The sequence below is a fragment of the Rheinheimera sp. F8 genome (genome assembly GCF_001518915.1).
The window spans coordinates 1786207-1812065 of the sequence record NZ_CP013656.1; the positions used below are offsets into that span (position 1 = coordinate 1786207).

The following is a 25859-nucleotide window of genomic DNA, read 5'->3' on the forward strand; positions in this document are numbered from 1 at the left end:
CGATAGCGGAGATAGTTTATGGATTTGTTAGCCGTATCAACAATGCTGGATATTTTGCAACAACGTTTTACAGGACACCCTGAGCGCCATCCAGACCTGAGCTGGCCACAAATACAGGCTAGGCTGCAGGCTGCACCGGCCAAACTTGAAGTGCTGGCGGCGATGGAAGCCAGCGGCGGCGAACCAAATCTGCTGGCGGTGGATGCGCAAACCGGCGAATTGCTGTTTTGTGATTTCTCGGCAGAAAGCCCAATTGGGCGGCGTAGTTTGTGTTTTGACCGCAAAGCGCTGGATGCACGCAAAGCCAACAAACCAGCTGGTTGCGTCAGTGAACTGGCAGCGCAGATTGGCATTGAGCTATTAAACGAACAGCAATACCGCTTATTGCAAAGCATCAAGGCGGTGGATCAAAAAACTTCCAGCTGGATTGCCACGCCGGCTGAAATCCGTAGCTTAGGCGGGGCGCTGTTTGGCGACCGGCGTTATGATCAGGTCTTTATCTACCACAATGGTGCTGATTCTTATTACGCCGCCCGCGGGTTTCGCGGGCTGGTACGGGTGTAACTGTTAATCAGACACTATCAGCACCAGCGTCACTAAAAGCCCGGCAATGCCCAGCTGACCCAAAGTCAGCAGCGGTACTGCCATCACCGGTAATGCCGGCACCAACGACAGCAACATGGCGTTGCCTGCCAGCAGCAGCACTGCAGCCAGCAGGCTGGCAGCGCTCAGGATCAGATAGCGGCGTTGTTGCCACAGCCAAAGCCGCAGCCGGAGTTGCCATTTCAGTTTCATCATCAGCTGCTTATCCTGTCGAGCGCGTCGCGCGCCTGTTTCATGTAGGTTTTGACGCTGCCGAGCGGCAACTGCAACTGCTCGGCAATTTCGCTTTGTGAATAACCATAAAATTCAGCACAAACAAAGACTTGCTGCTGCACATCACTGAGGCATGCCAGTAAGGCCGCCGCGTCGCGCTGTTCGGCGCTCTGGTCGGTATGGCTCTGCGCTTGCGGTTCGCTGTGAAACCAGCGTTGTTTCAGCCGGACAAAAATGCCTTGCGCGCGTTTGGCCTGCAATAACTCATTGATGGCTATGCGTAACAGCCAGGTCGAAAACTCCGCCTGTTGCTGATACTGAACGATATGCAGGAAGGCTTTGACGTAAGTTTCCTGCATTAAATCATCAACTTCAAACTTGCTGTCGCTGGATTTATACAATAAAAATGCCCGCAGTTTGCGCTCAAACCGGCCAAATAGTTCATTAAAAGCCGCGTTGTCGCCACAGGCCTGCACGATAGCAACCAGTTGGTCGACTGATGCCTGTTGCAGCGCTGGCCGGTTGGATGGCGGTTTTGCCACAGTGCTGGCTTAACGCGACCGCTGGCGGTCAAGCCTGGCCAACAGTAAAAAGGCCAGACCCAGCATCCCCGGCAACATCGCAATACCGTTCAGGGCATCATTTAAATCCAGATTGCCGTTTTGACGAAAATCGGCCAGAGCAGAAAAAGCCAGAATGGCCAGCGCCAGCACCAGCAAAAAAATGCCTTTGCGTAAGTCGCGGTTGGCAGAGAAAAAGTGGTTAGCGACTTCGCGGATGGTCTCCGGCTGCAGCGGCGCCTGTTGGTGCAGAGTGCGTTCGACCATCTGCAAAAACAGCTGCTTTTTCTTGTACTTGTACAGCAATAACAACGCCAGTACAGCCACTCCCGCACTGAACGAAATTAAAGGTACCAGGATCTCTGCCCACTCTTGACCATTCATCACTTTTATCCGTTGTTATTCGTGGCTTATTTGCGCTGCCACAGTTCAGCGCCAAGGTACAACTGTGGCAGCAGTTGTTCAAGCACCGGGACATTGTTGTCGCCATTCATAAAAATCACATAGCCATTGCCGCTTTGCGGAAACAGCATGGCTGCGGTAGATACTCCCGGATCTCTGCCGGTATGCAGTAATAGTGCTTCGCCGGTCGAAAAGCCGGAAAAAATTTCCCAGCCAAGGCCAACGCCATTATTGGCTTTGAGTGGTACCTGAATGCTCTGCATTTGCTGGTAAAGAGCCGGCATCGCCTGTTGTTGGGCCAGCACAAACAACAGAAACTTGCTGTAGTCTTCGACTGTGGTCAGCAGGTTGGCCGCGGCATTGGCGGTGGTATATTTTTCCAGTGGCAGCTGCTCGCCTTTGGCATCGTGGTTACGGGCATAACGCTGCTCGTCGACTGCCGGCGTCCAGTAAAAATGCGTATCTGTCATGCCGGCCGGCGTGAATACATACTGTTCTGCCAGCTGTTCCAGCGGCTGGCCAAATTTCGCTTCCAGCGCTTTACGCAGATATTCAAAGCCTTCGCCGGAATACTGATGCCTGGTACCGGGCTGAAACTGAAACTGCAGTTTTTTAGTTGGCTCTAAATAACGCCAGTTGGCAAAACCAGTCTGATGGGTGAGTACCAGCCTCGGTGTTAATAACAGGTGGCGCGGGTCCGCTTTTATATCGGGGTCCACCCAATATTGCGCCAGTTTTTCATCCAGGCTGAGTTTGCCTGCGCCAACCAGACGCAAGGTCAGCAGGCTGACAATAGGTTTGGTCAGCGACGCCACTTTAAACAAGGTATTGGCCGGCGCCGGCACCCCTTGTTGTAATTCACCATAGACCCGCACGGACTGCAGCTTGCCGTTACTGATCAAACCCAGGCCCAGCGCCGGCACCTGATGTTGTTTCAATAAGCCTTTGATAAAGGCGGCAGACGGCTCTGTAATGGGTTTGTTGGGAGCGACGGCCACTGCTTCAGGCGCGCTGACGCCAGGGTCCTGATGGTCATAACTCAGCACGTCACTGAGGATCCAGTCGTCGCCTTGCTTTAGCCAGACCGAAGTAAAACGTGCCGTTCCGGTCAGCCGATCGGTTTTGCCGGGCTCGCGCAGGTAAAATTCATGTTCCCCGTGCTGGATTGCGCCGTACAGCGTTTGGTCTTTGTATAACGGAAAAGTCCGTAAACTGCCGGCAACCAGTTTGCGGATCGGCTTATGTGCCGGGTCACTGCACAGGTGTTGCCGGACACTTTGCATAAAGAGTTTTTTATCCTGAAAACCGCCGCGATCGTGGTAAAACTTCAGCTCGGGGCTGACGGTGGTCTCCAGATAAGCCAGATCACACTGATTAAAACCGCGTTGGAAAAATTCTGCGTCTTTGGCGCTCAGTATCTGATGCAGCGTTTCCGCGGTATATGGCATCTGTGCCGCTTCTGCGGTTTTACAGCACAGGCTGAATACAGCCGCCGTGAGCAGGGATAAAGTGAGTTTCAGCATTTTGGGTTCTCCGGTTGAATATGCTGAAACTTAGATGCACGCCGGATTGGCTTTGGATTTCACTTTAGCGAATATTTTTGCGAAAAAAAATCCGGCCTAAGATGGCGGCGTTATTGGGTACAGTGCAGGCCAGAGCTGTGCTCAGGTCGAGCCGCGCACCATAATGCTGTAACCCACGTCGATCGGGGAGAATTCACGTTGCCCGCCGCTGGCCTTTTGCATCAGTAGTTCTACCGCCTGTTTGCCCATGGCAAAACGCGGCGCTGCCACGCTGGTAATACCGGGTTCGACCAGTGCCGAAGCTTCGAGGTCATTAAAACCGGCGATGGCGAGGTCGGCAGGGACCCGCAGGTTCATCTTGCGTGCTTCAAACAAAGCACCAAGCGCCAGGTCGTCGTTGCAGCAAAACACCGCATCACACTGACCCTGCGATTCGGCCATTACGGCCTGTAGCAGCTGGCCACCAAGTTTAATCGACGACGACTGGCCCGTAGTGACGACAAACTGCTGGCACAACGCCTGAGACTCACGGGCCTGTGCCAGGTTCCAGTCTTCAATTGCGCGCTTAAAGCCAGCCAGGCGTTGTTGCGTGCGCGGATCCATCCGGGCGCCGAGAAACCCAATCCGGCGATAACCGCGCGCCAGCAGATGTTGGGTCATCGCCATACCGGCGTCCAGATGGGAAAAACCGATATTGATATCAATCGGCTGGTCGGTCAGTTCCATCAGCTGGACCACCGGAATGCCAGCGTTTTGCAACAGTTTGCGGGCGTAATCGGTCTGGTCGGTGCCGGTCAGGATCACGCCTTCCGGTGCCTGGCTTAACAAAGTGGCGATCAGTTTTTCTTCTTCCAACGGCGAATAATGGCAATCACCGAGGATAACCTGCAGCTGGTGTGGCTTCACTGCGCTGTAAATGCCCTGCAGCACTTCGTTAAACACGATATTGGACAAAGACGGGATGATCACCGCCAGCACACCGGAGCGGTTGGAAGCCAGCGCGCTGGCGGCGTGGTTGCGGATATAACCCAGTTCGTGGATCGCCTGTTCAATTTTCTGCCGCAGTTTGTCCGACACTTTTTCCGGCGTCGTCAGCACCCGCGATACTGTGATAGCACTGACACCGGCCAGTTCAGCCACATCTTTTAAATTGGGTTTACGATTCATCGGCGGGAGTCCTGCGGGTGATGCTGCTGGCAGCTGCTGTACAAATAAAGAATCGGCTTACCTTAACGGAAAATCGCTATTGAGGTCAAAATGGTTGCGCTAACATTTTGTCTGAATTAAGCTGTGTCAGCATTGTTGTAAGCGATTTCTTTATTCCCGGACAGCAGCACCGGATCCCAGCAAAAGAAGGACAGGCAGATGCCGCGTGATACCGCAGCTGACGACCCATCAGCGTTAAGCACCCCAGAACAGATGACAGGTTCAAGCCATGCTGTTGCTCCCGGCGTCAGTGGGCACAAGCCGCAAACATTAATTCTGATGGGGGTTGCCGGCAGCGGCAAATCTACCCTGGCAAGGCACTGCGCAGACGCGCTGGGCTGGACCTTTCTGGAAGGCGACGATTTTCATTCCGCCACTGCCAAGCAAATGATGGCATCTGGCCAGCCGCTCACGCCGGAACTGCGTCAGCACTGGGTCGGTTTGTTGTGTCAGGCGCTACAGCAACAACAGGCCCAAGGCCTGCCAACAGTACTGAGTTACTCGGGGCTGATTCAGCAGCAACGGGCGCAAATCCGCGCAGCAGCGGCAGCGCCGTTATTCGTCTATCTGCATGGCCCGGCCGACGTGCTGGCGGCACGGTTACGCGCCCGTACGGCGCATTTTATGCCCGAATCTATGTTGCATAGTCAGCTCGCGACGATGCAGGTGCCGGTGCTGGAGCCGGACGTGTTGTGGCTGGACCTGCGGTTGCCTGTGCCGGAACAACTTAAAAACATCTTTCAGGCGTTGCAGCTGACTGCTGATAGCGCTAACACAAAACCGGCGATGTGACCGTGCCGGATGATACAGGGTTAGCAAAATGACAAACACCACCAGCAGCACCAGTCCTGCAGCACAGCGGCTTGGGCTTGGCGAAAAAGTCGGTTATGGCGTCGGCGACATCGGCTTTAACTTCTACTGGGCCAATATCTCGGCATTTTTACTGATTTTTTATACCGATGTGTTTGGCATCTCTGCCGCCGCAGCCGGCACTATGATGTTGATCACCAAAATCATTGATGCTTTTACCGACCCGATGATGGGCGCTATCGCCGACCGGACCCGCACGCGTTTTGGTAAGTTCCGGCCTTATCTGTTGTGGCTGGCGTTACCGCTGGCGGGCGCCGGTGTGCTGACTTACACCACGCCCGATCTCGACGCCGACGGCAAATTAATCTGGGCCTATGGCACTTACAGCCTGCTGATGCTGATTTATACCGGCATTAATATTCCGTATTCAGCGCTGTCCGGCGTCATCACTGCCAACAGTCAGGACCGCACCACGCTGGTCAGTTTCCGTTTTATCGGTGGTTTTACCGGCGGCATTTTAGTCACTTATCTGACACCTAAACTGGTGCCTTTGTTGGGGCAAGGCGATGACGTGCTTGGCTGGCAGCTGACGATGGGGTTGTTTGGTGTGGCGGCGGCGCTGCTATTTCTCGTCACTTTTGCCACGACCCGCGAGCGCATTCAGCCGGTTAGCACTGTGCCGGCGCCGGTGTGGCAGGACATCCGCGATTTGGCCGGCAACAAACCCTGGCTGGTGCTGTTTTGCCTGGCGCTGGTGATCATGATCACCATCACGATGCGCGCCAGCAGCGCGGTGTATTACTTCAAATATTATCTGCAGCAGCCACAGCTGGTCGGCGAGTTTTTGTCCAGTTACATGTTAGCGCTGGCACTTGGCGCCGCATCGACCCCTTTGATGACGCGCTTTCTGGCGAAAAAGACCCTGATGATGTTGCTGATGAGCCTGGCCGGTGTGATGTCGCTGGCGCTGTATTTTGTGCCGCCGGATAACATTACATTGGTATTTGCGCTGAATCTGGCGATTGGTTTTGTGCTGGGGCCGAAGTCACCGCTGGCATTTTCGATGTACGCCGACAGCGCGGATTACAACGAATGGCGCACTGGCCGGCGCGCTACGGCCATGACGTTTTCGGCCGCGACTTTTTCGCAAAAACTCGGTGGCGCGCTCGCATCGGCCACCATCGGCTGGGTGCTGGCGCTGCTGGGGTATGTCGCCAACGCGGAGCAAAATGCCGGTTCGCAACAAGGTATTTTGTGGCTGATGTCGCTGATCCCCGGCATTGTCGCGCTGCTGGCTGCGGCTGTGATGTGGTGTTATCCGTTGTCTGAAGCTCAGGTCACTGCGCTGCAACAGGAGCTGACCGCACGACGTGAAGCCGCCAATGATAAAGATAGTTCTGTTTCTGATACCGATATTTCCGGGAGTAAAACCTGATGCCTTTGATGAATCCGGACGCTACGGGGCAGCGTTATCAATTGTTCAGTGCCACCGCCATGCCGCAGGCCGCCGCGTTCTTATGGAACCCAGCCATGATGATCCAGCTGAACTGCCGTGGTTATGCCACTGCCCAGTTTATGCAGCCGGAACCGGCCAAATACGCCCATGCGCCGAATCTGGAAGCCAAAACTTTTATGCAACCGGAGCAGCCGTATTACGCCCATCATCCTGGCCGGTTTGTGTATGTCAAAGATCAGGACAGTGGCGAGCTGTGGTCGGTACCTTATGAACCAGTTCGCCGGCAGCCGGCAAAATTCGTGTTTTCCGCAGGCGCGGCCGACATCTGTTGGCAGCTGGAACTGGATGGGGAATTGCGGCTGGAATGGCGGCTGGCTCTGGCGCCGGATGCGCCGCTGGAACTGTGGCAGTTGCGGGTGCGAAATTTAGGCACCGCCACGCGCCGACTCAGTCTGTACCCGTATTTCCCGGTTGGCTATATGTCCTGGATGAATCAGGGCGGCCGTTATGAAGCCGATTTGCAGGCCGTGGTCTGCAGCAGCGTGACGCCTTACCAAAAATATCCGGACTATTTCAAACAAAAAGACTTTAAAGATCAGACCTTTTTACTGGCAGAACGCGCGCCGCTGGCGTGGGAAGCGAATCAGCAGCAGTTTGAAGGCGAAGGTGGGCTGGCAGCGCCGGCTGGTGTCAGCGCTGACAGGCTCACAAACAGCAATGCTGATTATGAAACCCCGGCTTGTGTGCTGCAGTACGATATGGAGCTTGGCGTCGGGGCCAATGAGTTATTCCGCTTTGTGTTTGGTCCGGCTAAAGATCTGGCCGAAATCGCCGCCATCCGGCAGCGGTTTTTTGGCTCGGCGCAGAGCGACGGCTTTGCTGCAGCTATTGCCCAAAGTCAGGCGCGCATGGACGCGATAACACCAGCTATTCAGATCCGCACACCGGATACGGGCCTGGATAATTTTGTTAATCAGTGGCTGCCGCGCCAGGTGTATTACCACGGTGAAGTGAACCGGCTGACCACAGATCCACAGACACGCAACTATCTGCAGGACAATATGGGCATGGCCTATCTGGCGCCGCAGACGGCCCGGCAGGCGCTGTTGACGGCGCTGTCGCAGCAGCATCAGAGCGGCGAAATGCCGGACGGCATTTTGCTGCATCCGGATGCGCAGCTGAAATATATCAATCAGGTGCCGCATACCGACCAATGTGTCTGGCTGCCGCTGTTTCTGCGCGCTTATCTTGATGAAACCAACGATTGGTCGGTGCTGGACGAGCAAGTCGGCTACAAAGAAACCGCCGCCGGCACCACTACTGTGCGCGAACATCTGCACCGCGCTATGCATTGGCTCTGGCAGAAAAAAGACGAGCGTTGTTTAAGTTACATCGAGCAGGGCGACTGGTGTGACCCGATGAATATGGTCGGCTACAAAGGCCGTGGTGTGTCGGGCTGGCTCAGCCTTGCCGCGGCTTATGCACTGAATACCTGGGCGGAACTCATTGAGACTCAAGGCGAAACGGCGCTGGCGGACGATTACCGCGCCAAAGCAGCAGCTTTTAATCAGGCGGTGAACCATTATCTGTGGGATGGCCAGTGGTATGGCCGTGGCATCACCGACGACAACGTCGTGTTTGGCATCAGCAAAGACCCTGAGGGACGGATTTACCTGAACCCGCAAAGCTGGGCATTGTTAAGCGGTGCAGCCAGTGCGGCGCAGCAACAGGCGTTGTTGCAGGCCGTGGATACCCAGTTGCAAACCCCGTATGGCGTGCAAATGCTGGCGCCGGCTTATACCGCGATGCGGGATGATGTGGGCCGCGTCACACAGAAATTCCCGGGTTCGGCCGAAAACGGTTCTGTGTATAACCATGCGGCAGCGTTTTATCTGTATGCCTTGTATCAGATTGGCGATGCCGATCGGGCCTTTCACACGCTGCGCCAGATGCTGCCGTCAGACGATGAAGCCGATCAGCGTCAGCGTGGCCAGTTGCCGGTATTTTTGCCGAATTATTATCGCGGCGCTTATAGCCAGTATCCACGCACGGCCGGCCGCTCCAGTCAGCTGTTTAATACCGGCACTGTGCATTGGGTGTACCGCTGCCTGATTGAACATCTGTTTGGCCTGAAAGGTGAAGGCAACGGGCTGCGGATCCAGCCGCAGCTGCCGGCGCATTGGCCAGAAGCATCAGTGCGCCGGCAGTTCCGCGGCGCGACTGTTGAACTCAGCCTGACACGACAGGCCGGGATCCAAAGCATGCAGATTTACCTTGGCGAACAGATGTTGGCAGCTAATGTGCTGCCTGACATTGTGGCCGGCCAAACGTACCGCTTGCGGGTTTTGTTGCCGTTGTGATGACAGCCAAACAGTAAAGAGCAATCAAGGAGTCAGCGATGCCGGTATATGACACTGAGTCAGCCCCAACCCCAGCTAAAGTGCGGATTGGGCTGTTGGGCGCGGCGCGGATCAGCGCCCGTGCTGTGCTGGAGCCGGTATTATTGCTGGCCGACCGTGCTGAAGTGGTGGCGGTGGCTGCATCTTCGCAGGCCAAAGCCGATGCCTTTGCGGCGTCACATGGCATTGCCAAAAGTTATGGCAGTTATCAGGCATTGCTGGACGATCCGGACATTGATCTGGTGTACAACGCCTTACCGGCGTCTTTGCATGCGACCTGGAGTATTGCCGCCGCGCGCGCCGGTAAACATGTGCTGTGCGAAAAACCTTTTGCGATGAATGCACTGCAGGCCAAAGCAATGCTGGAAGCTGCTGATAGCCGGCAAGTGCTGTTGCTGGAAGGTTATCACTACCGCTTTCACCCGCTGTTTTTGCAAGTGGAAGCACTGTTGCACAGCGGTGCTCTCGGCGACATTCATACTGCGCGCAGTCATTTTTCGGTGCGGATCCCGGCATTTGCCGGCTCGTTACGCCATGAGCTGGCGCTTGGTGGCGGCGCTTTGATGGATTTGGGTTGTTATCCGCTGCATTGGTTACGCACTTTGTTTGGAGATAGCTATCAGATCCAGCACGCCGGCGCGATTTGTGACAGTCCACAAGTGGACAGCAGTTTCAGCGCCAAGCTGTTATTTATGCCGGCAACAGCACCGGCAGTGACGGCACATCTGGGGTGTTCGATGGCAGAACATCTGGGCACGCAGCATCTGGCTTATCTGCAGCTGGAGGGCACACATGGTTGCCTGACCATTGATAATCTGGTCGCACCACAGCAGGGTTATCAGTTGCAGCTGACAGCGGCCACAGCTGACAGCCCGCTGCAGGGGGAGTCCCGGCAAATACCGCCACAGACCGACGGCCGAACCACATATTTCTACCAGCTGCAACACTTGCTGGATTGCCTGCAGCACGGTGCCACGCCGCTGACCGGCGGCTCGGATGCGCTGACACAAATGCAGGGTATTGACGCTTTGTATCAGGCGGCCGGGCTAATGCCACGACCAGGCAACTAGTCGAATCTTCGCCCACCACGGCAACAGCCGCCGGTTTGCAAAAAAAACATTCCACTTCAATACTTCAGCGGATTTCGCATACGAAAGCCGCTGCGAGTTATTCTGCTGCGATGCGATTTCCTCTCCGACAGTTTGATTCTAATCAAAGTAAACCAGACGCTACAGGCGGACAATAAAACCGCGGGTCTCAAAAGGGGTATCTCTTTGGTGGTCGCAATCTTTGATGCTGATCAACCCAATAGCTTTCAGCAACGACGCTTTCGATTGGTGCACTGTATATTAGTAATTAATTAAGTTAACACACAGGAGACGGTGGATGGATATCGTCGAACTCTCGCGCTTGCAGTTTGCCTTTACGGCAATGTACCACTTCTTATTTGTGCCACTGACGCTTGGTATGACGTTTTTACTGGCGATCATGGAGTCGGTTTATGTGATGACCGGCAAAGAAATTTACCGCGATATGACCAAATTCTGGGGCAAGTTATTTGCCATTAACTTCGCGCTCGGGGTCACCACCGGTATCGCGATGGAATTCCAGTTCGGCACCAACTGGTCCTATTATTCGCATTATGTTGGCGACATTTTTGGCGCGCCGCTGGCGATTGAAGGCCTGATGGCATTTTTCCTCGAATCGACGTTGGTTGGTTTGTTTTTCTTCGGCTGGGACCGCTTAAGCAAGGTGCAGCATTTAGCCGTAACCTGGCTGGTGGCGCTGGGTTCCAACCTGTCGGCCTTGTGGATTCTGATCGCCAATGGCTGGATGCAAAACCCGGTGGGCGCTGAATTTAACTATGTGACGATGCGGATGGAAATGACCAGCTTCAGCGAAGTCATTTTTAACCCGGTAGCGCAGGTCAAATTTGTCCATACCGTGTCGGCTGGTTATGTCACTGGTGCGATGTTTATCTTAGCGATTTCGGCCTGGTATATGCTCAAAGGCCGCGATTTAGCTTTCGCCCGCCGCAGTTTTGCCATCGCTTCGGCCTTTGGTCTGGCGGCGTCTGTGTCGGTAATTGTGCTCGGTGATGAATCCGGTTATGAGCTGGGTGACGTGCAAAAAGTGAAGCTGGCCGCTGTTGAAGCCGAGTGGGACACCCATCCGGCACCGGCATCTTTTACTGTGATTGGTGTGCCAAACAGTGAAACTCAAACCACTGATTACGCCGTCAAAATTCCTTACGCGCTCGGTCTGATTGCGACCCGTTCACTGGATGAACCGGTCAGTGGTCTGAAGGACTTAAAAGAGCAACACCGCGCCCGTATCGTCAACGGTATCGAAGCCTATCGCTTATTGCGTCTGCTGCGTGCTGGTGATACCTCGGCTGAGACCAAAGCGGCTTTTGACAGCGTGAAAAAAGACTTAGGCTATGGCCTGCTAGTCACGGCTTATGCAGAAGACCCAACCAAAGCCACGCCTGAACAGATTCAGGCGGCAGTAGATGGCAGTATCCCAAAAGTGGCGCCGATGTTCTGGAGTTTCCGCATCATGGTCGCGGCGGGTTTTGCCTTGCTGGTGATTTTTGCGCTGAGTTTTTACTACAGCGCGAAACGACTGGAAAAGAAACCAACCTGGTTATTACGCGCCGCGGTACTGGGCTTACCACTGCCGTGGATCGCCTGTGAGGCCGGCTGGTTTGTCGCTGAATATGGCCGTCAGCCCTGGGCGGTCGGTGAAGTATTACCCACCCATCTGGCTGCTTCTGGTTTAACCCCGGCGGAGATCTGGACCAGTCTGATCCTGATTTCAGTGCTCTATACCATTTTCCTGATTATCGAAGTCTGGCTGATGCAGCATTTCGCCCGCAAAGGCCCGTCCAGCCTGCATACCGGCAAATATGATTTCGAAACCGGCAAAGCGACTGAGGTGTAACATGGATTACGAATTTTTGAGATTTATCTGGTGGTTATTAGTTGGTGTGTTGTTGATTGGCTTTGCCATCACCGACGGTTTTGATATGGGCGTCGGCGCTTTATTAAAAGTGGTCGGCAAAGACGATATGGACCGGCGCGTGATGATTAACGCTGTCGCACCGCATTGGGACGGTAATCAGGTTTGGCTCATCACTGCCGGTGGCGCCTTGTTTGCCGCCTGGCCGCCGGTGTATGCCACCGCTTTCAGTGGTTTTTATCTGGCAATGATGCTGACTTTGGCCGCTTTGTTTATGCGTCCAATTGGCTTTGATTACCGCTCCAAGCTGGAAAACCCGGTCTGGCGCAGCAACTGGGACTGGGCGCTGACCTTTGGCTCGGCCGTGCCGCCAATCATTTTCGGCGTGGCCTTTGGTAATTTGCTGCAAGGGGTGCCGTTTCATTTTGACGAATTGCTGCGTATCAAATACACCGGTAGCTTCTTTGCGCTGTTAAACCCCTTTGCGTTGTTGGTGGGCGTGTTGAGCTTGCTGATGTTTGTTAGCCAAGGCGCGGCTTATCTGCAGATGAAAACTGAAGGTGATGTGCAAAAACGCAGTCAAACCGTGGGTTTTATTGCTGGTTTAGGCGCGGCGGCTTTGTTTGTATTGGCCGGGGTCTGGCTCAATGCCGGTATTGATGGCTATGTGGTCACCAGTGCTCTGGATGGTAACGCTATTAACAATGCGGTCAGTAAAACCGTTGAAGTGCGCAGTGGCGCCTGGCTGCAGAATTTCGCCGACTATCCGCTGCTGTGGCTGGCACCAGTATCAGGCGTGGCGGCATTTGCGCTCAGTGGCTTATTGAGTAAAGCCGGCACAGGCGCGCTGGCATTCCTGCTGACTTCATTAGGTCAGGCCGGGGTGATTTTAACTTGTGGCATCGCGATGTTTCCTTTTGTGATGCCGTCGAGTTCAATGCCCAATCACAGCCTGACCATGTGGGACGCGACTTCAAGCGAACTGACATTAAAGATTATGTTCTTTGTTGCCTGTGTCTTTGTGCCTATTGTGCTGGGTTATACCATCTGGAGTTACATCAAGATGTTTGGCCGGATTAACGCGCAGCACATCAGCAACAACACCCACTCACTGTATTAAAAGGACAAGATTATGTGGTATTTCGCCTGGATTTTAGGAGTCTTGCTGGCCTGTTCTTTTGGCATTATCAATGCGATGTGGCTGGAATTAAATGGCTATGCGGAAGAGGACCAGGGCTCTGAATAAGCCTGTTCTGAATAACGCCCGGCCCTTATTACAGCAGTGGCTGCAGCCTTACCGGCCAAAGTTGCTGCTGGCGGTATTTGCAGCGGCACTGTCAGTGCCGCTGTTGCTTTGGCAGATGTGGTGTCTGGCCTTGTTGGCCGATGCCATGCTGGCTGCTGCTCTGCCGGCCGGAACACTTTTAACGGACAGGCCTGCGCCGGAATTTCCCTTTGTTTTGTTGTGGCAGTTTGCGCTGGCTTTTCTGTTGCGTCAGCTGTGCCTGCTGCTGCGTGATTTACTGACCCAACAAAGTAGTCGTTTATTGCGTACTGATCTGCGCCAGCAGCTGTTAAACAAGCTGGCGGCGCAGGGACCGGCGCGGCAACGCTTTGGCAGTGACGGTTTGTTGTCGACTTTACTGACCGAGCAGATTGATGCGCTGGATGGCTATATCAGCCGCTATTGGCCACAGTTATTTCAGGTGATCTGGACGCCATTGCTTATCGCTGTGGTGGTGTGCTGGCATAGTCCGCTGGCCGGCTTGTTATTACTGCTGACGGCGCCGTTGGTGCCGCTATTTATGGTGTTAGTGGGCCGCGAAGCCAGTAAAGCCAGCAGTGAAAAACTGGCAGAATTGGGCCGGATGGGCGCTCGACTGTGGCAATTTCTGCAAGGCTTATCGCTGCTGCGCCGGCTCAATGCGATCCCGCAGGCCACAGCGCAGCTGGAGCATGCCACAGAGCGCTATCGGCAAAGCTCATTACAGGTGCTGCGGCTGGCGTTTTTGTCGACTGCAGTGCTGGAATTATTTGCCTCACTGGCCATCGCGCTGGTGGCGTTGTATTTAGGCCTCGGGCTTTTGGGTGAATTACCCTGGGCCAAAGGTGGGGTGCCGGTGGCTTTTGCGCCGGCGTTTTTTATCTTGTTGCTGGCGCCGGAATTTTATCAGCCACTACGTCAGCTCGGCACTGATTATCATGCTAAAGCGCAGGCTGAAGCCGCTGCGCTGGCCTTAAAGCCCTTGTGGCTGTTGCCTTCATTGCCGATGCAACCGGCAGGCAAACCAGCTCAGGACAGTCTGCCCACAGTATGTTCGCCCAGCGAAAACACGCCACTGCTCCAATTGCAGCAGATCCGGCTTGGTAGTGAAGCTCAGCCGCGGCTGTTGATCCCACAATTACAAATCAAGGCTGGCGAGCGCTTGCTGCTGCAGGGTGACAGCGGCAGTGGCAAATCGTCGTTTTTGCAATTACTGGCCGGTTTTGCCGACTTTAGTGGCGATTACTGGTTTGCCGGCAAGCCTGTTGATACGGCGAACCGGCCAATGCTGTGGTCGCAACTGAGTTATCTGACGCAAACCCCGGAATTGTTCGCCGGCACTGTGGCCGAGAATTTACGGATGGCGTTGCCTGGTGCCACTGATGCTGCGTTGACCGCTGCGTTGCAGCAGGTTGGGCTGCTGGCGGAACTTGGCGTGGCTACTGCGCTTGATTATTCATTGGGGGAAGCCGGACAGGGCTTGTCCGGTGGCCAGCAGCAGCGGCTCTGTTTGGCACGGCTGTTACTGGCTGACCGGCCCTTATGGTTGCTGGACGAACCTTTTGCTGAGCTGGACCAGGACACTGCCGCTGGGTTGGCGGTGTTGCTGGCGCAACTCAGTTTGGGCCGTACGTTGCTGATCGCCAGCCATCAGTGGCAGCAGCTGAGTTTTCTGGATGGCGCTTTGTTGTTACAGCAGGGGCAAATCATCGGCCGGCAACCGCTCGGGGTGGTCGGATGAAGCAACAAACACACGGCCAGATCCGTTTACGCGATCTGTGGCTGACCCACAAAGCGGGCTGGAGTTTTAGTTTCAGTCTGGGCGTGCTGACGGTATTTGCCACTGTGGCACTGTTGGCCTGGTCCGGTTGGTTTATCAGCGCTGCCGCGGCAGCCGGGGTGGGCGCCAGTTTTAATTATTTAAGACCCGGCGCTTTGATCCGGCTGTTTGCCATCATCCGCACCGCCGGTCGTTATGGTGAACGGGTGTTGTCGCATGCCCTGGTGCTACGTTTGCTGGCGGTGCTGCGGCTGCAGGTGTTTGTGTCTCTTGCCCATCAAACCGGTCACACAGTATTAGCTTGTGGCGATCGCTTACAGCGGCTGATTGCCGATATCGATGTGCTGGATCAGCTGCCGCTGCGGCTGCTGAATCCATTGGGTTATGCCAGCTTGCTGAGTGCGGCTTTTTTGTTGCTGCTGTTTGTGCTGTTGCCCGGCGCCTTCTGGTTGATAGCGTCGGTGTTGCTGGTTCTGATGCTGGCTATTGTCATTTTTTCCCGCACAGGCGCGCGCGGGCTTGTGCAACAAGCCGCGGAGGAAGTTCAGCTGCAGGGTCAACGGCGTGGTCAGCTGCTGGAAAACCTGCAGTTGCTGACCACTTTGTTAACCACCGGCCATTGGCAACAGCGCCAGCAGCAGTTTATCCGTCTGGATCAACAGGTGCTGCAATTACAGCAACACCAGCAGTATGGCCAGCTGGCGGCCCAGCTGCTGTTGCAGTGTCTGATGTTGGCGGGCCTCGCGGCTTTATGCTGGCCGATGCTCGTCGCGCTACAGGCGCAACAACCGTTTCCGCTTGAAGTGCCACTATGGCTTGGCCTGGTGCTCGCATGGCTGGGGCTGTCCGAGTTGTTATTTCCACTGTTATTGCTGCCACAAAGTTATGGCCAGCTCAGAGCCGCGCAGCAGCGCTGTAATGCCCTGGCAGCGCCGGTATGTTCATCGCCGGATGTCGCTGCGGCAGCGCCGGATTTAAGTCAAAGCATGACGCTGGAGATCCGGCAGTTGCAATTTGGCTTCCAACAGCCGCTTGGCGAGGTCAGTGCAAGCTTTCAACAAGGGGACGTTGTGCTATTAAAAGGCCCGTCTGGTTGTGGCAAAAGTAGTTTGCTGCAAACGCTGGCAGCGGAAATACCGGCCTTAGCTGGCGCTATATTGTTACAGGATCTGGCACTTGAGCAGTGGCCGACTGCGGCGCTGTATCAACAGCTTGGTTATCTGCCACAGCGGCCTTATCTGTTTGGCTTGTCGGTGGCAGCGGATCTGCGTCTCGCCAAACCAGCGGCGACCGACGAAGAATTGTTGCAGGTACTGGCACTGGTTGGGCTGGATGACTGGCTGACGCGCCAACCGCATGGCTTATTGACGGTGCTCGGTGATTATGGCGTCGGCTTATCCGGCGGTGAACTAAAACGGTTTGCGCTGGCGCGCTTACTGCTACAAAAACCAGCGGTGTTGCTGCTCGACGAACCGTTTGCCGGCTTGCAACAACAGCTGGCGCAGCAACTGTTGCAGCGACTGGCTGCTTTTCAACAAAGTGGCATTTTGCTCATTGCCAGTCATCAGCAACAGCAAGATGGTCTGTTTAACCGCCACTGGCAGTTGTAACTAAAAAACTGCCAGAATACGCGTTGTGTTGATACTGGGTAATGGCCCGGTTAGTCTGAACGGCGGGATGTTTTATTGTTTTGATTTGCCTGCTTAATGCCATATTTTCCATTTGTCCCCAATACAACCCTCGCCTATACCTGTTACAGGACATTATTGTTTTCCGGAGGATTTTGATGAAGGATGCTCAGGTTGTTCGCTTTTTTAGTCAGGCATTTAAACTGGTAGTTTGCTTGCTGACTTTTTACTTCGGCGCAGCACAGGCGGCTGACTTCGGCCTGCAACTGGGGGTGGGGCAAAGCAAAGCCAATCAGGCGGATAAAAGTGTGTTGGCCGGACTCCCTTCCGGCACCTTACAAAATCTGGATGACAGCGATACGGCACTGAGTCTGAGCCTGCACTGGCAATGGCTGGAGCGACTGGATTTGGAGCTGGGCTATCAGAATTTGGGCGATGCCAGTGTTGATCTCAGCACGCAAACCCTGACGCCGGCGCAATATCATCAGGCGGTGCAGCGTTTGACGCCAGTGTTGGGAGATGGCTTGTATACCGGCGTGCGGATTGGGTTGTGGCAGCAGCAACACTGGCGCTTACAACTGCCGCTCGGCCTGATGGCCTGGCAAAGTGACATCGACAGCAGCATGAACGGCACGACATTGCACAGCAAAACCGACGGCACTGATCTGTATTACGGTCTGGCGTTGCAGTATCTGCCCAATGCACATTGGGCGACTGGTGTTGGCTGGCAGCAAATCGCGCTGGAGCCGGAAGATGTGCGCGTGCTGCAACTCACGCTCAGTTACCGGTTCTGAGCAAACTTGCCTGACAAAAAGCCGCTGACCGCAGCGGCTTTTTTCTGACTGGAATCTGGCTAATTCTGCGCCGGACTGGCGCCAAACTCAGCCTGCGCCTCCTGCTGCAGCGCGTTCAGACCAATAAACACCGCTTGGCTGGCAGTTTCCATGTGACTGTAACAGCTTAGAATATGCTCCTGTACTGCAGACTCAACTTGCCAGTCCAAATCAATGGAGTCGAGCATCTGATGCACAATCTGATGCACTTGCTGGTGAGGTTGTTCCAGCGCCCGGTAACTGGGCAGGTGACCAAACAAAGTGCGGCCGTCGCCCAGATACCATTTGCCCATCCGGCATTGTTGATGATCGACTTTCACAGCGATGGCTTCCTGGCTCTGTGTGCCGGTATTAAAAGCGGCATAGGCATTTTGTTTGTAGACAATGTGGTCCACTTTGACCAGTGACGTAAAAGTGGTGATGCGGGCTTTTTGCACTTGTTGCTGCGCCTGTTCAGCGTTTGCGGCTAAAGCCACGAAACTCTGCTGCAGTGCATCCAGTTGCTGCATCATGACGCCGGCGCTGTCATTAAGTTGTTGCTGATGATGCAGGATACCTTCACTTTGCCGCTGGAACTGACCAACCACCTGATTAATATCCCCGGTGGCTTTTTTAGTATGTTCGGCCAGAGTTTTTACCTCTTGCGCAACCACGGCAAACCCGCGGCCATGCTCACCGGCACGGGCGGCTTCAATGGCGGCATTCAGTGCCAGCAGATTGGTTTGGTCAGCAATATTGCCAATCAGGTCCAGGATGCCATTAATTTGTGCGCCCATCGCATTCAGCTCGATAACCGCATCACGGCTTTGCTTCGTCAGTTGTCTGTTAACTGCAAAACTCTCCAGCACTTGCTGAATGGTGCTACAGCTATCAGTCGCCCGTTCAGCAGTTGCGGTTGCAATTTGTCCTATCTGAACAATCTGGTCAGTAATTTGCGACAAATCCTGTTGGGTCATATGCAGGTTACCTTTAGTGTTCGCTGCATTCATCGACTGCATAGATGACAACAAACGATTTTTCACCACGTTGCGGTAATTCTGTTCGACATGTTCTATCGCTTTGTTGATATCAATTAAGGATTGGTGAAAGCCCCCACACATACCGTTTACTTGCGCCGGCCGGCCAAAACGCTCCTGTTCGACGCGGGCAAAAGTGGTACCGACTTCGCGGAAATAGGTCTCGAGTTGATCAAACATTTCGTTGACCTCCCAGGCAACCTGGCCAACTTCGCCCATGTTGGGAACCTGGGTGATGCGGGCACTAAAATCACCATCCCGGGCGTTTTTCAGAATATCGCGGATTTGCTGCAGTACCCGGAGCGGTACCGCGACGCGCCGGAACGCCAGCAGACTGGCGATCACAGTCAGACCATACAGGCCCCAGGACACAAACCATGGCACCGCCGGGATACTGTTTAAGCCCAGAATCAGTAATAAAATCAGATTAAAGCTGACCAGCAGCAAGGCAAACTTAGAGCCCCAGAACAAATTTTTCATAGCTGCCAAAGTCCTGTTCAATCATTTTTATTAACCAACGCATCGATTGTTCGCCGCGGTCGGATGGATGTTGTTGCTCGATGTGAAGCATCTGCCGGTAAATTGGGGTCACCTTATCGATAGCTGCCCGGGTCGGTTTGCGGCGGCAGGAAAAGTAACCGGTATGACGGCGTTGCCCGCTGAATACCGGCGACACATTGGCAAATACCCAATAGTTGTCGCCGTTTTTCGCTCTGTTATTGACGTAAGCAAAGCATTCTTCTCCGGCGGCGATCTGCTGCCACATGAATTTAAACAAGCCTTTGGGCATGTCGGGATGGCGCACAATATTTTGCGGCTGGCCCAGCAACTCCGCTTCCCGGTAACCGGAGATCTGCATAAAAGTGCGGTTGGCATAGCTGATGATGCCGTTCAGGTCTGTTTTGGTGACGATAAAAGATTCGTCCTCCAGACTGACCTCCCGACCGGTCAGTGGCGATTTGTGCGGCATAGATGCTGGTTCTCCCTGCTTGGTATGGCACGACGGCTGCGGTTCCTGGCCCGGTGGAGCCGGCATGGTTGTAGTGGTGGTGCAGCTTGTGCCGAAATTGTAGAGGAATTCATTTTTCAATTGCGTGCTAATGCGCAAAGTCCTGATACAGATCAAGGGCTTCATACATTTTTTTATTGCGACCAATCACAGCTGAGTCCGTTTAAATGCTTTGCGGTACCGGTATGCGCTGTGATTAACTGATTTTATTGCAGTGACATATCCGGCCACTGCGGCCTGATTGCTGATCAAGGAGCATCATGTTGTTATTGAATCGTTGTACGCTGGTTTTGTTACTGGCAGGGTTGACGGGGCCGGTGCTGGCCGACAGCCATTATCAGCTGGATCTGGCTGGCCATGACCGCCATCAAGTGGCGATCAGCGCTCGGTTTGTGCTGCCAGATACCACACCTTTATTGCTGCAAATGTCTTCCGCGTCGCCGGGTCGCTATGCCCGGCATGACTTTGCCAAGAATATCTATGCGCTCAAAGCGCTGGATGGTCAGGGCAACCCGCTGGCGCTGCAACGCCTGTCTCCGACCAGCTGGCAGGTTAGTGGTCATCAGGGCGAGGTGCAGGTCAGTTACCTGTTGTTTGGCAATCATGCTGACGGCACTTATAACCAGATTGACAGCCGCCATGTGCACCTGAATATGCCGGCTTCACTGCTGTTTGCACCGTCGTTGCGGGCAAAACCGGCCACGGTCAGCCTGAAAACTTTGCCGGCAGGCTGGCGCGCGGCGACGCAGCTGTATCCGCAACCGGATGGCTCGTTGACGGCACCACAGCTGGATTATCTGATGGATAGCCCGCTGGAGCTCAGTGAGCATCAGTTGCTGAGCTTTAGCCAGGCATCTGCCGGTAAAACCTATCAGATTGAACTGGCGCTGCATCATGCCGGCAGCGCCGATGAAGCCAAAGTGCTGTTAGAGAAAACCCAGGCCGTGGTGCGCCAGCAACAGGCGATTTTTGGCGAGTTGCCGGATTTTGCCAACCAGCGGTATACCTTTATCGCCGACTATTTGCCCGGCGTGGACGGCGATGGTATGGAACACCGTAATTCAACAGTGGTTACGAGTGAGAGCTCGCTGGCGCAGAACGAATTTGCTCAGATTGAAACCATTTCCCACGAGTTTTTCCATGCCTGGAATGTCGAACGGATCCGACCGAAAAACCTGGAGCCGTTTGACTACAGCCAGACCAATATGAGCGATGCATTATGGTTTGCCGAAGGTTTTACCAACTATTACGGCAAGCTGGCGCTAAAACGCAGCAGTCACTTTGATTTGGATACCTATCTGGAAAAAGTGCAAAAACCGCTGAACCAGACGTTACAAACACCGGCGCGGCGTTGGTCCGGTCCGGCGGCTGTCAGCCAACAGGCTGTGTTTGTTGATGCCGGAGTTGCCGTCGATAAAACCAACTATGGCAATCACTTTCTGTCCTACTACACCTATGGCGAAGTGGTGGCGCTGGCGCTGGATTTAACATTGCGCACCCAATACAACAGCGACCTCGATGCGTTGATGCAACTGATGTGGCAACGCTTTGGCAAACCGGAACAACCTTATCAGCTGGCGGATATTCAGCAGGCATTGGCCGAAGTCAGTGGTGATGCTGAGTTTGCCGCCGCGTTTTTCCGCGACAGTATTCAGGGCCCGGCCTTGCCGGATTTTACCGCGTTATTTGCGCAAATGGGTTTGACGTTAAGCCCGGCCCATCCGGACAAAGCCTGGCTGGGGCCGCTGACGCTGAATACATTTGGTGATGCGGTGCAGGTGCAATCGGTGTCGCGCGACGGCAGTCCCTGGGCCAGTGCCGGGGTGACCGACGGCGATTTGTTGTTACAGCTCGGCAATGTTCGGTTACGCACAGCGGATGATATTGATACCGCGTTAAAAGCCGCGCGTCCGGGTGATGTGCTGGCACTGAAGTTCCGCCGGTTTGATCAGGAACACAGTGTCAATATCACAGTGGCAGCAGATCCAACATTGAAGCTAAGCCTGGACAGCAAAGCCAGCCGCGCCAGTGTGAAGCGCCGCGATGCCTGGTTAGGGGCGAAAAAACTCTAGAGCTTGTTGAGGTAAGAAGGCCGGTGTTAAACCGGCCTTCTTACAGCGCAATATGGATAGTGGCAGCTGTCAGACCACGCTGGCAACCACCTGATAAATCCCATGCAACAGCAGATAAAACAGCACCAGCAATGTGGTATTCAGGCTGTATTTCACCACTTTGTATAAGCGAGGTTTGGTCTTTTTCATGGTTTTGCCTTGTCCCAGCAGCGGCGACACCTTGGCAAACAAAGCACTGGCTTTACCCACTTTATCTTCGGCGGTGTTTGGCACCACAGTGGTGCGCACCAGGAAACCATAAAAGAAATTAAATAATCTGCCTGGCCAATACATCGGTCTTTCAATGTCACACATCAGGATCAGGCGATACTGATCGGTGTCGTTGCGAACAAAATGCGGGAACGTTTCATCAAAAATAAAAGCTTCACCGTCGCGCCAATGCGCCGCTTTACCGTCCACGTTGATAAAACAATCCGGTGAATTCGGTACCATCAGGCCAAAGTGGTACCTCAGCGAACACGCAAGCGGATCGGAGTGAATGGTCAGCTGAGAATTCGGCGGCAGAATTGAAAACATTGCGCCTTTAATTTCCGGAATTTGCTGCAGAACAGCCAGCGTTTGCGGGCAGCTCTTTTTTGCGCTTTCATGCTGATAGCCATACCAGCACAGATAAAATTTACTCCAGCCGTATTTAAAGAAAGTGCGGAAACCGACGTCATAATAACCAGGGCTACCGGGTTCATTGGTCTGGCAGAAGGCTTTGTTTTCAAATAGGGCTTTGGCTTCGGCCAGGATGGTTGGGTAGTTCTGTTGGATTAAATGCAGATTTTTATACTGCGCCGGGTCAATATAAGCGCCTTGTGCTTTGCGTTTGGTAAACAGATACAACACGCAGTTAAATGGGGCAAAAATCGGCCAGCTTTTGCGTAAATACTGGCTAAAACTCTGATAACGGGCGTCGCCGCGCAGCTGGTACACATAATACATTGAAGCGGAAAACCAGCAGACGATAAACAGCGTGAACAGCATAAAAAAATCCCTGTTGTTATTCTTATTGCTGACGATACGTACTGCCTGGGCAGTCGGATCGTCCGGATTTATTTTCGGGGTGGTTCTGGCCTGTTAGCTCATCACAAGGCTGTTGCAGTGTGATGACAGCGTTGGACAAAGGCACAATAGCCTTAACTTAGCCGGAAGCAGGGCATTCTGTCCAGCAGCATTCATTGTGGCCAGTGCAGCACAAATTCAGTCTGAGCCTGATTGGCTTCCAGGCTGTTGTTTAAAACGGAACAGGCACTGATCTGTGCGCCATGTAATTCAACAATGGATTTCACCATAGACAGGCCAAGACCGGCGCCTTCGCTGTGGCGTTGCCGGGACGGATCGGCACGGTAAAAACGTTCAAATAAACGCGGTAGATGCTCAGCGCCAATCAGAAGACCCTGATTAATCACCCGTATTTCAATCTGGGTTGCCGTGGGGCTCACCTTAATCTGTACTGTGCTGTGCGCTGCAGCATGACGGATGGCATTGGATAACAAATTCGACAAGGCTCGTTGCAACATGAGTTTATCGGCGTTGATGGTCAGCGCCGGCCCTTCGTAGTGCAGCTGCACATTTTTTTCATCGGCAATCACTTCAAAAAACTCAAACAACTGCTGACAGATCGATGCCAGTGCAACCGGCTCCAGCTGCAGTTTATGCAGGCCATGCTCAGTTTTTGCCAGCCACAGCATGTCGCTGACCATCCGGGCCAGCCGTTCCTGTTCCTCCAGATTGGAGTACAACAGCTCGCGATATTCTTCGAGACTGCGCTCTTTGCTGAGGCTGACCTGAGTCTGGGTGATGAGGTTACTCAATGGTGTGCGCAGTTCATGGGCGATATCGGCAGAAAACTCCGACAAGCGGGCGAAGCCTTGCTGCAGATTTTCAATCATCTGATTAAAACTTTGCACCAGTTCAGCCAGTTCTGCCGGTACCTGGCTTGGTTCCAGCCGCACGTGTAAGCGCTCGGCGCTGATTTGGCGGATATCATTGCTCAGGCGGTGCAGCGGCAACAGCCCCTGACGTACACCAAACCAGGCCGCCAGTAAAATCAGTGCGACGGCTGCGGCGATGGTCAGCCATAAAGTCCAGCGCAGCAAATACAGGTAGTGCAGGTGAAACTCCATTTCCATCGCCACCGCGATGCGGATACCGTTTGGTCCCTGCAAAATGGCGCCGCGATAAGTGTGTTCGGCTTGTTGCCAGCTGACTAAATCGGCAGGAGTGATTTGTTCGACCGCGCGGGTCAGGTTAAATAACGGTGTCAGATCGGCACCGTCGGCACTGAGGGCCGGTTGTTCGTTGGCATCCAGCACCAGATAATAAGTCTGATGATGACCAGTTAACACCTGATGCAGGCTGGCATGATGCTGCTGCGGGGCTAAAGTCGGGTCCTGTAGCGTATGCAGCACCGAGTGCGCGACCGCCTGTAGTTCACCGGCATCCTGTTCGGCAAAATGCGCTTCGATCGAATTTTGCAGCATCGTCGCCAACAGCGCGGCACAAAGCAGCACGGCCAGTGCAACAAACAGCAGCACCCGGGTTGCCAGCGATAATGGCTTGGGTTGATTGGTCTGCTCAGAGGGCGTCGTCATCCGGCACCTCCAGCTTGTAGCCCATGCCGCGCACTGTGTGGATCAGTTTCAGCGCATGGTCGTCGTCGACTTTGCTGCGAAGCCGCCGCACCGCGACGTCGATGACGTTGGTGTCTGAGTCAAAATTCATATCCCAGACCTGGCTGGCGATTAAGGTGCGCGGCAGCACTTCACCACTGCGGCGCAGCAATAATTCCAGCAAAGCGAATTCTTTCGGCGTCAGATTGAGCTTTTTACCGGCCCGGCTGGCGCGGCGTTTCGCCACCTCGAGGACTAAATCTGCCGCCTGCAACCGGTCTGATTGCGGCGCGAGCTGACCACGTCGCAGCAAAGTGCGGGCTCTTGCCAGTAGTTCATTAAAGGCAAAAGGCTTGACCAGATAGTCGTCGGCACCAAGCTCCAATCCACGCACCCGGTCGTCAACCGTATCGAGAGCGCTCAGCAGTAAGACCGGTGTGTGGCGTTCGGCTTGTCGCAGTGCTTTGACAATGCGCAATCCGTCGACATCCGGCAGCATCACGTCGAGAATGATCAGTTCAAAATCTTCCGTCATCGCCAGATGATGGCCATCAAGGCCATTGCGGCACAAGGTCGGATTAAAACCTGCTTCGATAAAACCCTGTTTCAGGTAATCACCGGTTTTCATTTCATCTTCGACGATCAATAAACGCATTGTGACTCTCTTCAGGCAATGGCAACGGCCACCAGTTACAGCGCAGCATAACAGCTTAAGATGCCGGGATGCAGCCGACAACCAGATGACTGCCGGATGACAATCCTGTCATATTACTGCTGTGATGGCCGCGTTTGCTTGTGCGCTAACGCTTTACAGCGCACCAGCAGCGCAGTAACTTAACTGCTCGTACCAGTGATTGTGGGTTGGTTGTTCGCAGCCGCCACTATGGAGCCTCGTTATGCAGACCACCGATTTATTGCCTTTTATCGCGTCCGTGTTTCAGCAAATGCCGTTTAATCAGTTGCTGGGGCTACGCGTCACCGGGTTTTCGGCGGAACGGGCTGAAGTGCGGTTTCAGTGGAAAACCGAGCTGGTTGGTAATCCGGTACAACAGATTTTGCATGGCGGTGTGATTGCGTCCGTACTGGACGTCGTCGGCGGCATCATGGCGGTGTCCAGTGCGCTGGTGCGCCTCGACACCACAGATCAAAGCCAGCTTGCGGCCAAACTCGGCAAGATGAGCACCATCGACATCCGCACTGACTACCTGCGCCCCGGCCGCGGTGACGAGTTTATCGCTACGGCGCAGGTGATCCGCTCCGGCAACAAAGTCTGCGTCTGCCGGATGGAACTGCACAACAACGAAGGCCTGCACATAGCCCTCGGCACCGGCACCTACTTAGTTGGGTGATACCCGGGGTTTCGAGACGCCAACAGTTTGGCGTCTCGCTGGGTATCAAGCCCTGAGCTCTGCGAAGGGCCGGGGGAGGGATCTCAACAGGCAACCTGCGTTGCCTGTTGCCGTTTTT

The 25859-nt window shown here is 54.3% G+C and carries 23 protein-coding genes; 13 read left to right on the forward strand and 10 right to left on the reverse strand.

Annotated features, from left to right (window positions below; genetic code table 11):
* Nucleotides 1-18: 18 nt before the first annotated feature.
* On the forward strand, nt 19-564 hold the full coding sequence (locus ATY27_RS08040; RefSeq protein ID WP_208933085.1) for a DUF4256 domain-containing protein: 546 nt from the start codon (nt 19-21) through the stop codon (nt 562-564).
* Between the two features lie 3 nt (nt 565-567).
* Here the strand turns inward: ATY27_RS08040 and ATY27_RS08045 are convergent, their stop codons facing one another.
* From ATY27_RS08045 to ATY27_RS08065, 5 genes are all read right to left on the reverse strand, one after another.
* A complete protein-coding gene (locus tag ATY27_RS08045; protein ID WP_208933086.1) occupies nt 568-798 on the reverse strand; it encodes a hypothetical protein in 231 nt (76 codons plus the stop codon).
* Nucleotides 798-1358: an RNA polymerase sigma factor gene (locus tag ATY27_RS08050; protein ID WP_208933087.1), complete on the reverse strand. Its 561-nt coding sequence runs from the start codon at nt 1356-1358 to the stop codon at nt 798-800. The genes ATY27_RS08045 and ATY27_RS08050 overlap by 1 nt, the downstream gene beginning before the upstream one ends.
* A gap of 9 nt (nt 1359-1367) precedes the next feature.
* On the reverse strand, nt 1368-1760 hold the full coding sequence (locus tag ATY27_RS08055) for a DUF6249 domain-containing protein (protein WP_208933088.1): 393 nt from the start codon (nt 1758-1760) through the stop codon (nt 1368-1370).
* Nucleotides 1761-1786: 26 nt separating this feature from the next.
* Nucleotides 1787-3301 carry a serine hydrolase gene (locus ATY27_RS08060; protein WP_208933089.1) on the reverse strand — a complete coding sequence of 505 codons (1515 nt, stop codon included), beginning with the start codon at nt 3299-3301 and terminating at the stop codon, nt 1787-1789.
* Nucleotides 3302-3442: 141 nt separating this feature from the next.
* Complete coding sequence (locus tag ATY27_RS08065) at nt 3443-4468, reverse strand: LacI family DNA-binding transcriptional regulator (protein ID WP_208933090.1); 1026 nt, start codon at nt 4466-4468, stop codon at nt 3443-3445.
* Between the two features lie 198 nt (nt 4469-4666).
* Here ATY27_RS08065 and ATY27_RS08070 point away from each other — a divergent pair, with 198 nt between their 5' ends.
* From ATY27_RS08070 to ATY27_RS08115, 10 genes are all read left to right on the forward strand, one after another.
* A complete protein-coding gene (locus ATY27_RS08070; RefSeq protein WP_244151419.1) occupies nt 4667-5299 on the forward strand; it encodes a gluconokinase, GntK/IdnK-type in 633 nt (210 codons plus the stop codon).
* A 28-nt stretch (nt 5300-5327) separates the two neighbouring features.
* The gene (locus ATY27_RS08075; RefSeq protein ID WP_208933091.1) at nt 5328-6752 is read left to right on the forward strand and encodes an MFS transporter; all 1425 of its coding nucleotides are present in this window, start codon (nt 5328-5330) and stop codon (nt 6750-6752) included.
* Nucleotides 6752-9133 (forward strand): NdvB protein, encoded by a 2382-nt coding sequence (locus ATY27_RS08080; protein ID WP_208933092.1) that lies wholly within the window; start codon nt 6752-6754, stop codon nt 9131-9133. The genes ATY27_RS08075 and ATY27_RS08080 overlap by 1 nt, the downstream gene beginning before the upstream one ends.
* A gap of 38 nt (nt 9134-9171) precedes the next feature.
* Nucleotides 9172-10242, forward strand: coding sequence for a Gfo/Idh/MocA family oxidoreductase (locus tag ATY27_RS08085; protein WP_208933093.1), 1071 nt, complete (start codon nt 9172-9174; stop codon nt 10240-10242).
* A gap of 316 nt (nt 10243-10558) precedes the next feature.
* Nucleotides 10559-12115 carry a cytochrome ubiquinol oxidase subunit I gene (locus ATY27_RS08090; RefSeq protein WP_208933094.1) on the forward strand — a complete coding sequence of 519 codons (1557 nt, stop codon included), beginning with the start codon at nt 10559-10561 and terminating at the stop codon, nt 12113-12115.
* A 1-nt stretch (nt 12116) separates the two neighbouring features.
* Nucleotides 12117-13253, forward strand: coding sequence for a cytochrome d ubiquinol oxidase subunit II (gene cydB, locus ATY27_RS08095; protein ID WP_208933095.1), 1137 nt, complete (start codon nt 12117-12119; stop codon nt 13251-13253).
* Nucleotides 13254-13265: 12 nt separating this feature from the next.
* Nucleotides 13266-13379, forward strand: coding sequence for a cytochrome bd-I oxidase subunit CydX (cydX, locus tag ATY27_RS08100; RefSeq protein WP_208933096.1), 114 nt, complete (start codon nt 13266-13268; stop codon nt 13377-13379).
* Nucleotides 13351-15138 (forward strand): thiol reductant ABC exporter subunit CydD, encoded by a 1788-nt coding sequence (cydD, locus tag ATY27_RS08105; protein ID WP_208933097.1) that lies wholly within the window; start codon nt 13351-13353, stop codon nt 15136-15138. The genes cydX and cydD overlap by 29 nt, the downstream gene beginning before the upstream one ends.
* Nucleotides 15135-16787: an ATP-binding cassette domain-containing protein gene (locus ATY27_RS08110; RefSeq protein ID WP_208933098.1), complete on the forward strand. Its 1653-nt coding sequence runs from the start codon at nt 15135-15137 to the stop codon at nt 16785-16787. The genes cydD and ATY27_RS08110 overlap by 4 nt, the downstream gene beginning before the upstream one ends.
* Before the next feature lie 176 nt (nt 16788-16963).
* Nucleotides 16964-17599 carry an outer membrane beta-barrel protein gene (locus ATY27_RS08115; protein WP_208933099.1) on the forward strand — a complete coding sequence of 212 codons (636 nt, stop codon included), beginning with the start codon at nt 16964-16966 and terminating at the stop codon, nt 17597-17599.
* Nucleotides 17600-17658: 59 nt separating this feature from the next.
* Here ATY27_RS08115 and ATY27_RS19975 read toward each other — a convergent pair whose 3' ends face one another.
* Nucleotides 17659-19134 carry a methyl-accepting chemotaxis protein gene (locus tag ATY27_RS19975; RefSeq protein WP_208933100.1) on the reverse strand — a complete coding sequence of 492 codons (1476 nt, stop codon included), beginning with the start codon at nt 19132-19134 and terminating at the stop codon, nt 17659-17661.
* Nucleotides 19109-19624 carry a PAS domain-containing protein gene (locus tag ATY27_RS08125; RefSeq protein ID WP_208933101.1) on the reverse strand — a complete coding sequence of 172 codons (516 nt, stop codon included), beginning with the start codon at nt 19622-19624 and terminating at the stop codon, nt 19109-19111. Before ATY27_RS08125 ends, ATY27_RS19975 begins: the two co-directional genes overlap by 26 nt.
* Nucleotides 19625-19923: 299 nt before the next feature.
* On the opposite strand from ATY27_RS08125, the gene ATY27_RS08130 reads away from it, so the two are divergent.
* The gene (locus tag ATY27_RS08130; protein ID WP_208933102.1) at nt 19924-21735 is read left to right on the forward strand and encodes a PDZ domain-containing protein; all 1812 of its coding nucleotides are present in this window, start codon (nt 19924-19926) and stop codon (nt 21733-21735) included.
* Between the two features lie 69 nt (nt 21736-21804).
* Here the strand turns inward: ATY27_RS08130 and ATY27_RS08135 are convergent, their stop codons facing one another.
* The 3 genes from ATY27_RS08135 to ATY27_RS08145 all read right to left on the reverse strand — a co-directional run bounded on the left by ATY27_RS08135 (nt 21805) and on the right by ATY27_RS08145 (nt 25047).
* The gene (locus ATY27_RS08135) at nt 21805-22764 is read right to left on the reverse strand and encodes an aspartyl/asparaginyl beta-hydroxylase domain-containing protein (RefSeq protein WP_208933103.1); all 960 of its coding nucleotides are present in this window, start codon (nt 22762-22764) and stop codon (nt 21805-21807) included.
* A gap of 191 nt (nt 22765-22955) precedes the next feature.
* Nucleotides 22956-24374 (reverse strand): heavy metal sensor histidine kinase, encoded by a 1419-nt coding sequence (locus tag ATY27_RS08140; protein ID WP_208933104.1) that lies wholly within the window; start codon nt 24372-24374, stop codon nt 22956-22958.
* The gene (locus ATY27_RS08145; RefSeq protein WP_208933105.1) at nt 24358-25047 is read right to left on the reverse strand and encodes a heavy metal response regulator transcription factor; all 690 of its coding nucleotides are present in this window, start codon (nt 25045-25047) and stop codon (nt 24358-24360) included. Before ATY27_RS08145 ends, ATY27_RS08140 begins: the two co-directional genes overlap by 17 nt.
* Nucleotides 25048-25288: 241 nt before the next feature.
* Here ATY27_RS08145 and ATY27_RS08150 point away from each other — a divergent pair, with 241 nt between their 5' ends.
* Nucleotides 25289-25741 (forward strand): thioesterase family protein, encoded by a 453-nt coding sequence (locus tag ATY27_RS08150; RefSeq protein WP_208933106.1) that lies wholly within the window; start codon nt 25289-25291, stop codon nt 25739-25741.
* Nucleotides 25742-25859: the final 118 nt, after the last annotated feature.

Bases quoted from the DNA above. Each gene is read 5' to 3' on its own strand.
- ATY27_RS08110 (WP_208933098.1), top strand. From the start codon at position 15,135: ATGAAGCAACAAACACACGGCCAGATCCGTTTACGCGATCTGTGGCTG.
- ATY27_RS08135 (WP_208933103.1), bottom strand. From the start codon at position 22,764: ATGCTGTTCACGCTGTTTATCGTCTGCTGGTTTTCCGCTTCAATGTAT.
- ATY27_RS19975 (WP_208933100.1), bottom strand. From the start codon at position 19,134: ATGAAAAATTTGTTCTGGGGCTCTAAGTTTGCCTTGCTGCTGGTCAGC.
- ATY27_RS08075 (WP_208933091.1), top strand. From the start codon at position 5,328: ATGACAAACACCACCAGCAGCACCAGTCCTGCAGCACAGCGGCTTGGG.
- cydX (WP_208933096.1), top strand. From the start codon at position 13,266: ATGTGGTATTTCGCCTGGATTTTAGGAGTCTTGCTGGCCTGTTCTTTT.
- ATY27_RS08125 (WP_208933101.1), bottom strand. From the start codon at position 19,624: ATGCCGCACAAATCGCCACTGACCGGTCGGGAGGTCAGTCTGGAGGAC.
- cydB (WP_208933095.1), top strand. From the start codon at position 12,117: ATGGATTACGAATTTTTGAGATTTATCTGGTGGTTATTAGTTGGTGTG.
- ATY27_RS08090 (WP_208933094.1), top strand. From the start codon at position 10,559: ATGGATATCGTCGAACTCTCGCGCTTGCAGTTTGCCTTTACGGCAATG.
- ATY27_RS08150 (WP_208933106.1), top strand. From the start codon at position 25,289: ATGCAGACCACCGATTTATTGCCTTTTATCGCGTCCGTGTTTCAGCAA.
- ATY27_RS08065 (WP_208933090.1), bottom strand. From the start codon at position 4,468: ATGAATCGTAAACCCAATTTAAAAGATGTGGCTGAACTGGCCGGTGTC.
- ATY27_RS08070 (WP_244151419.1), top strand. From the start codon at position 4,667: ATGCCGCGTGATACCGCAGCTGACGACCCATCAGCGTTAAGCACCCCA.
- ATY27_RS08040 (WP_208933085.1), top strand. From the start codon at position 19: ATGGATTTGTTAGCCGTATCAACAATGCTGGATATTTTGCAACAACGT.
- ATY27_RS08080 (WP_208933092.1), top strand. From the start codon at position 6,752: ATGCCTTTGATGAATCCGGACGCTACGGGGCAGCGTTATCAATTGTTC.
- ATY27_RS08055 (WP_208933088.1), bottom strand. From the start codon at position 1,760: ATGAATGGTCAAGAGTGGGCAGAGATCCTGGTACCTTTAATTTCGTTC.
- ATY27_RS08140 (WP_208933104.1), bottom strand. From the start codon at position 24,374: ATGACGACGCCCTCTGAGCAGACCAATCAACCCAAGCCATTATCGCTG.
- ATY27_RS08145 (WP_208933105.1), bottom strand. From the start codon at position 25,047: ATGCGTTTATTGATCGTCGAAGATGAAATGAAAACCGGTGATTACCTG.
- ATY27_RS08130 (WP_208933102.1), top strand. From the start codon at position 19,924: ATGTTGTTATTGAATCGTTGTACGCTGGTTTTGTTACTGGCAGGGTTG.
- ATY27_RS08115 (WP_208933099.1), top strand. From the start codon at position 16,964: ATGAAGGATGCTCAGGTTGTTCGCTTTTTTAGTCAGGCATTTAAACTG.
- ATY27_RS08045 (WP_208933086.1), bottom strand. From the start codon at position 798: ATGATGAAACTGAAATGGCAACTCCGGCTGCGGCTTTGGCTGTGGCAA.
- cydD (WP_208933097.1), top strand. From the start codon at position 13,351: ATGCGGAAGAGGACCAGGGCTCTGAATAAGCCTGTTCTGAATAACGCC.
- ATY27_RS08085 (WP_208933093.1), top strand. From the start codon at position 9,172: ATGCCGGTATATGACACTGAGTCAGCCCCAACCCCAGCTAAAGTGCGG.
- ATY27_RS08060 (WP_208933089.1), bottom strand. From the start codon at position 3,301: ATGCTGAAACTCACTTTATCCCTGCTCACGGCGGCTGTATTCAGCCTG.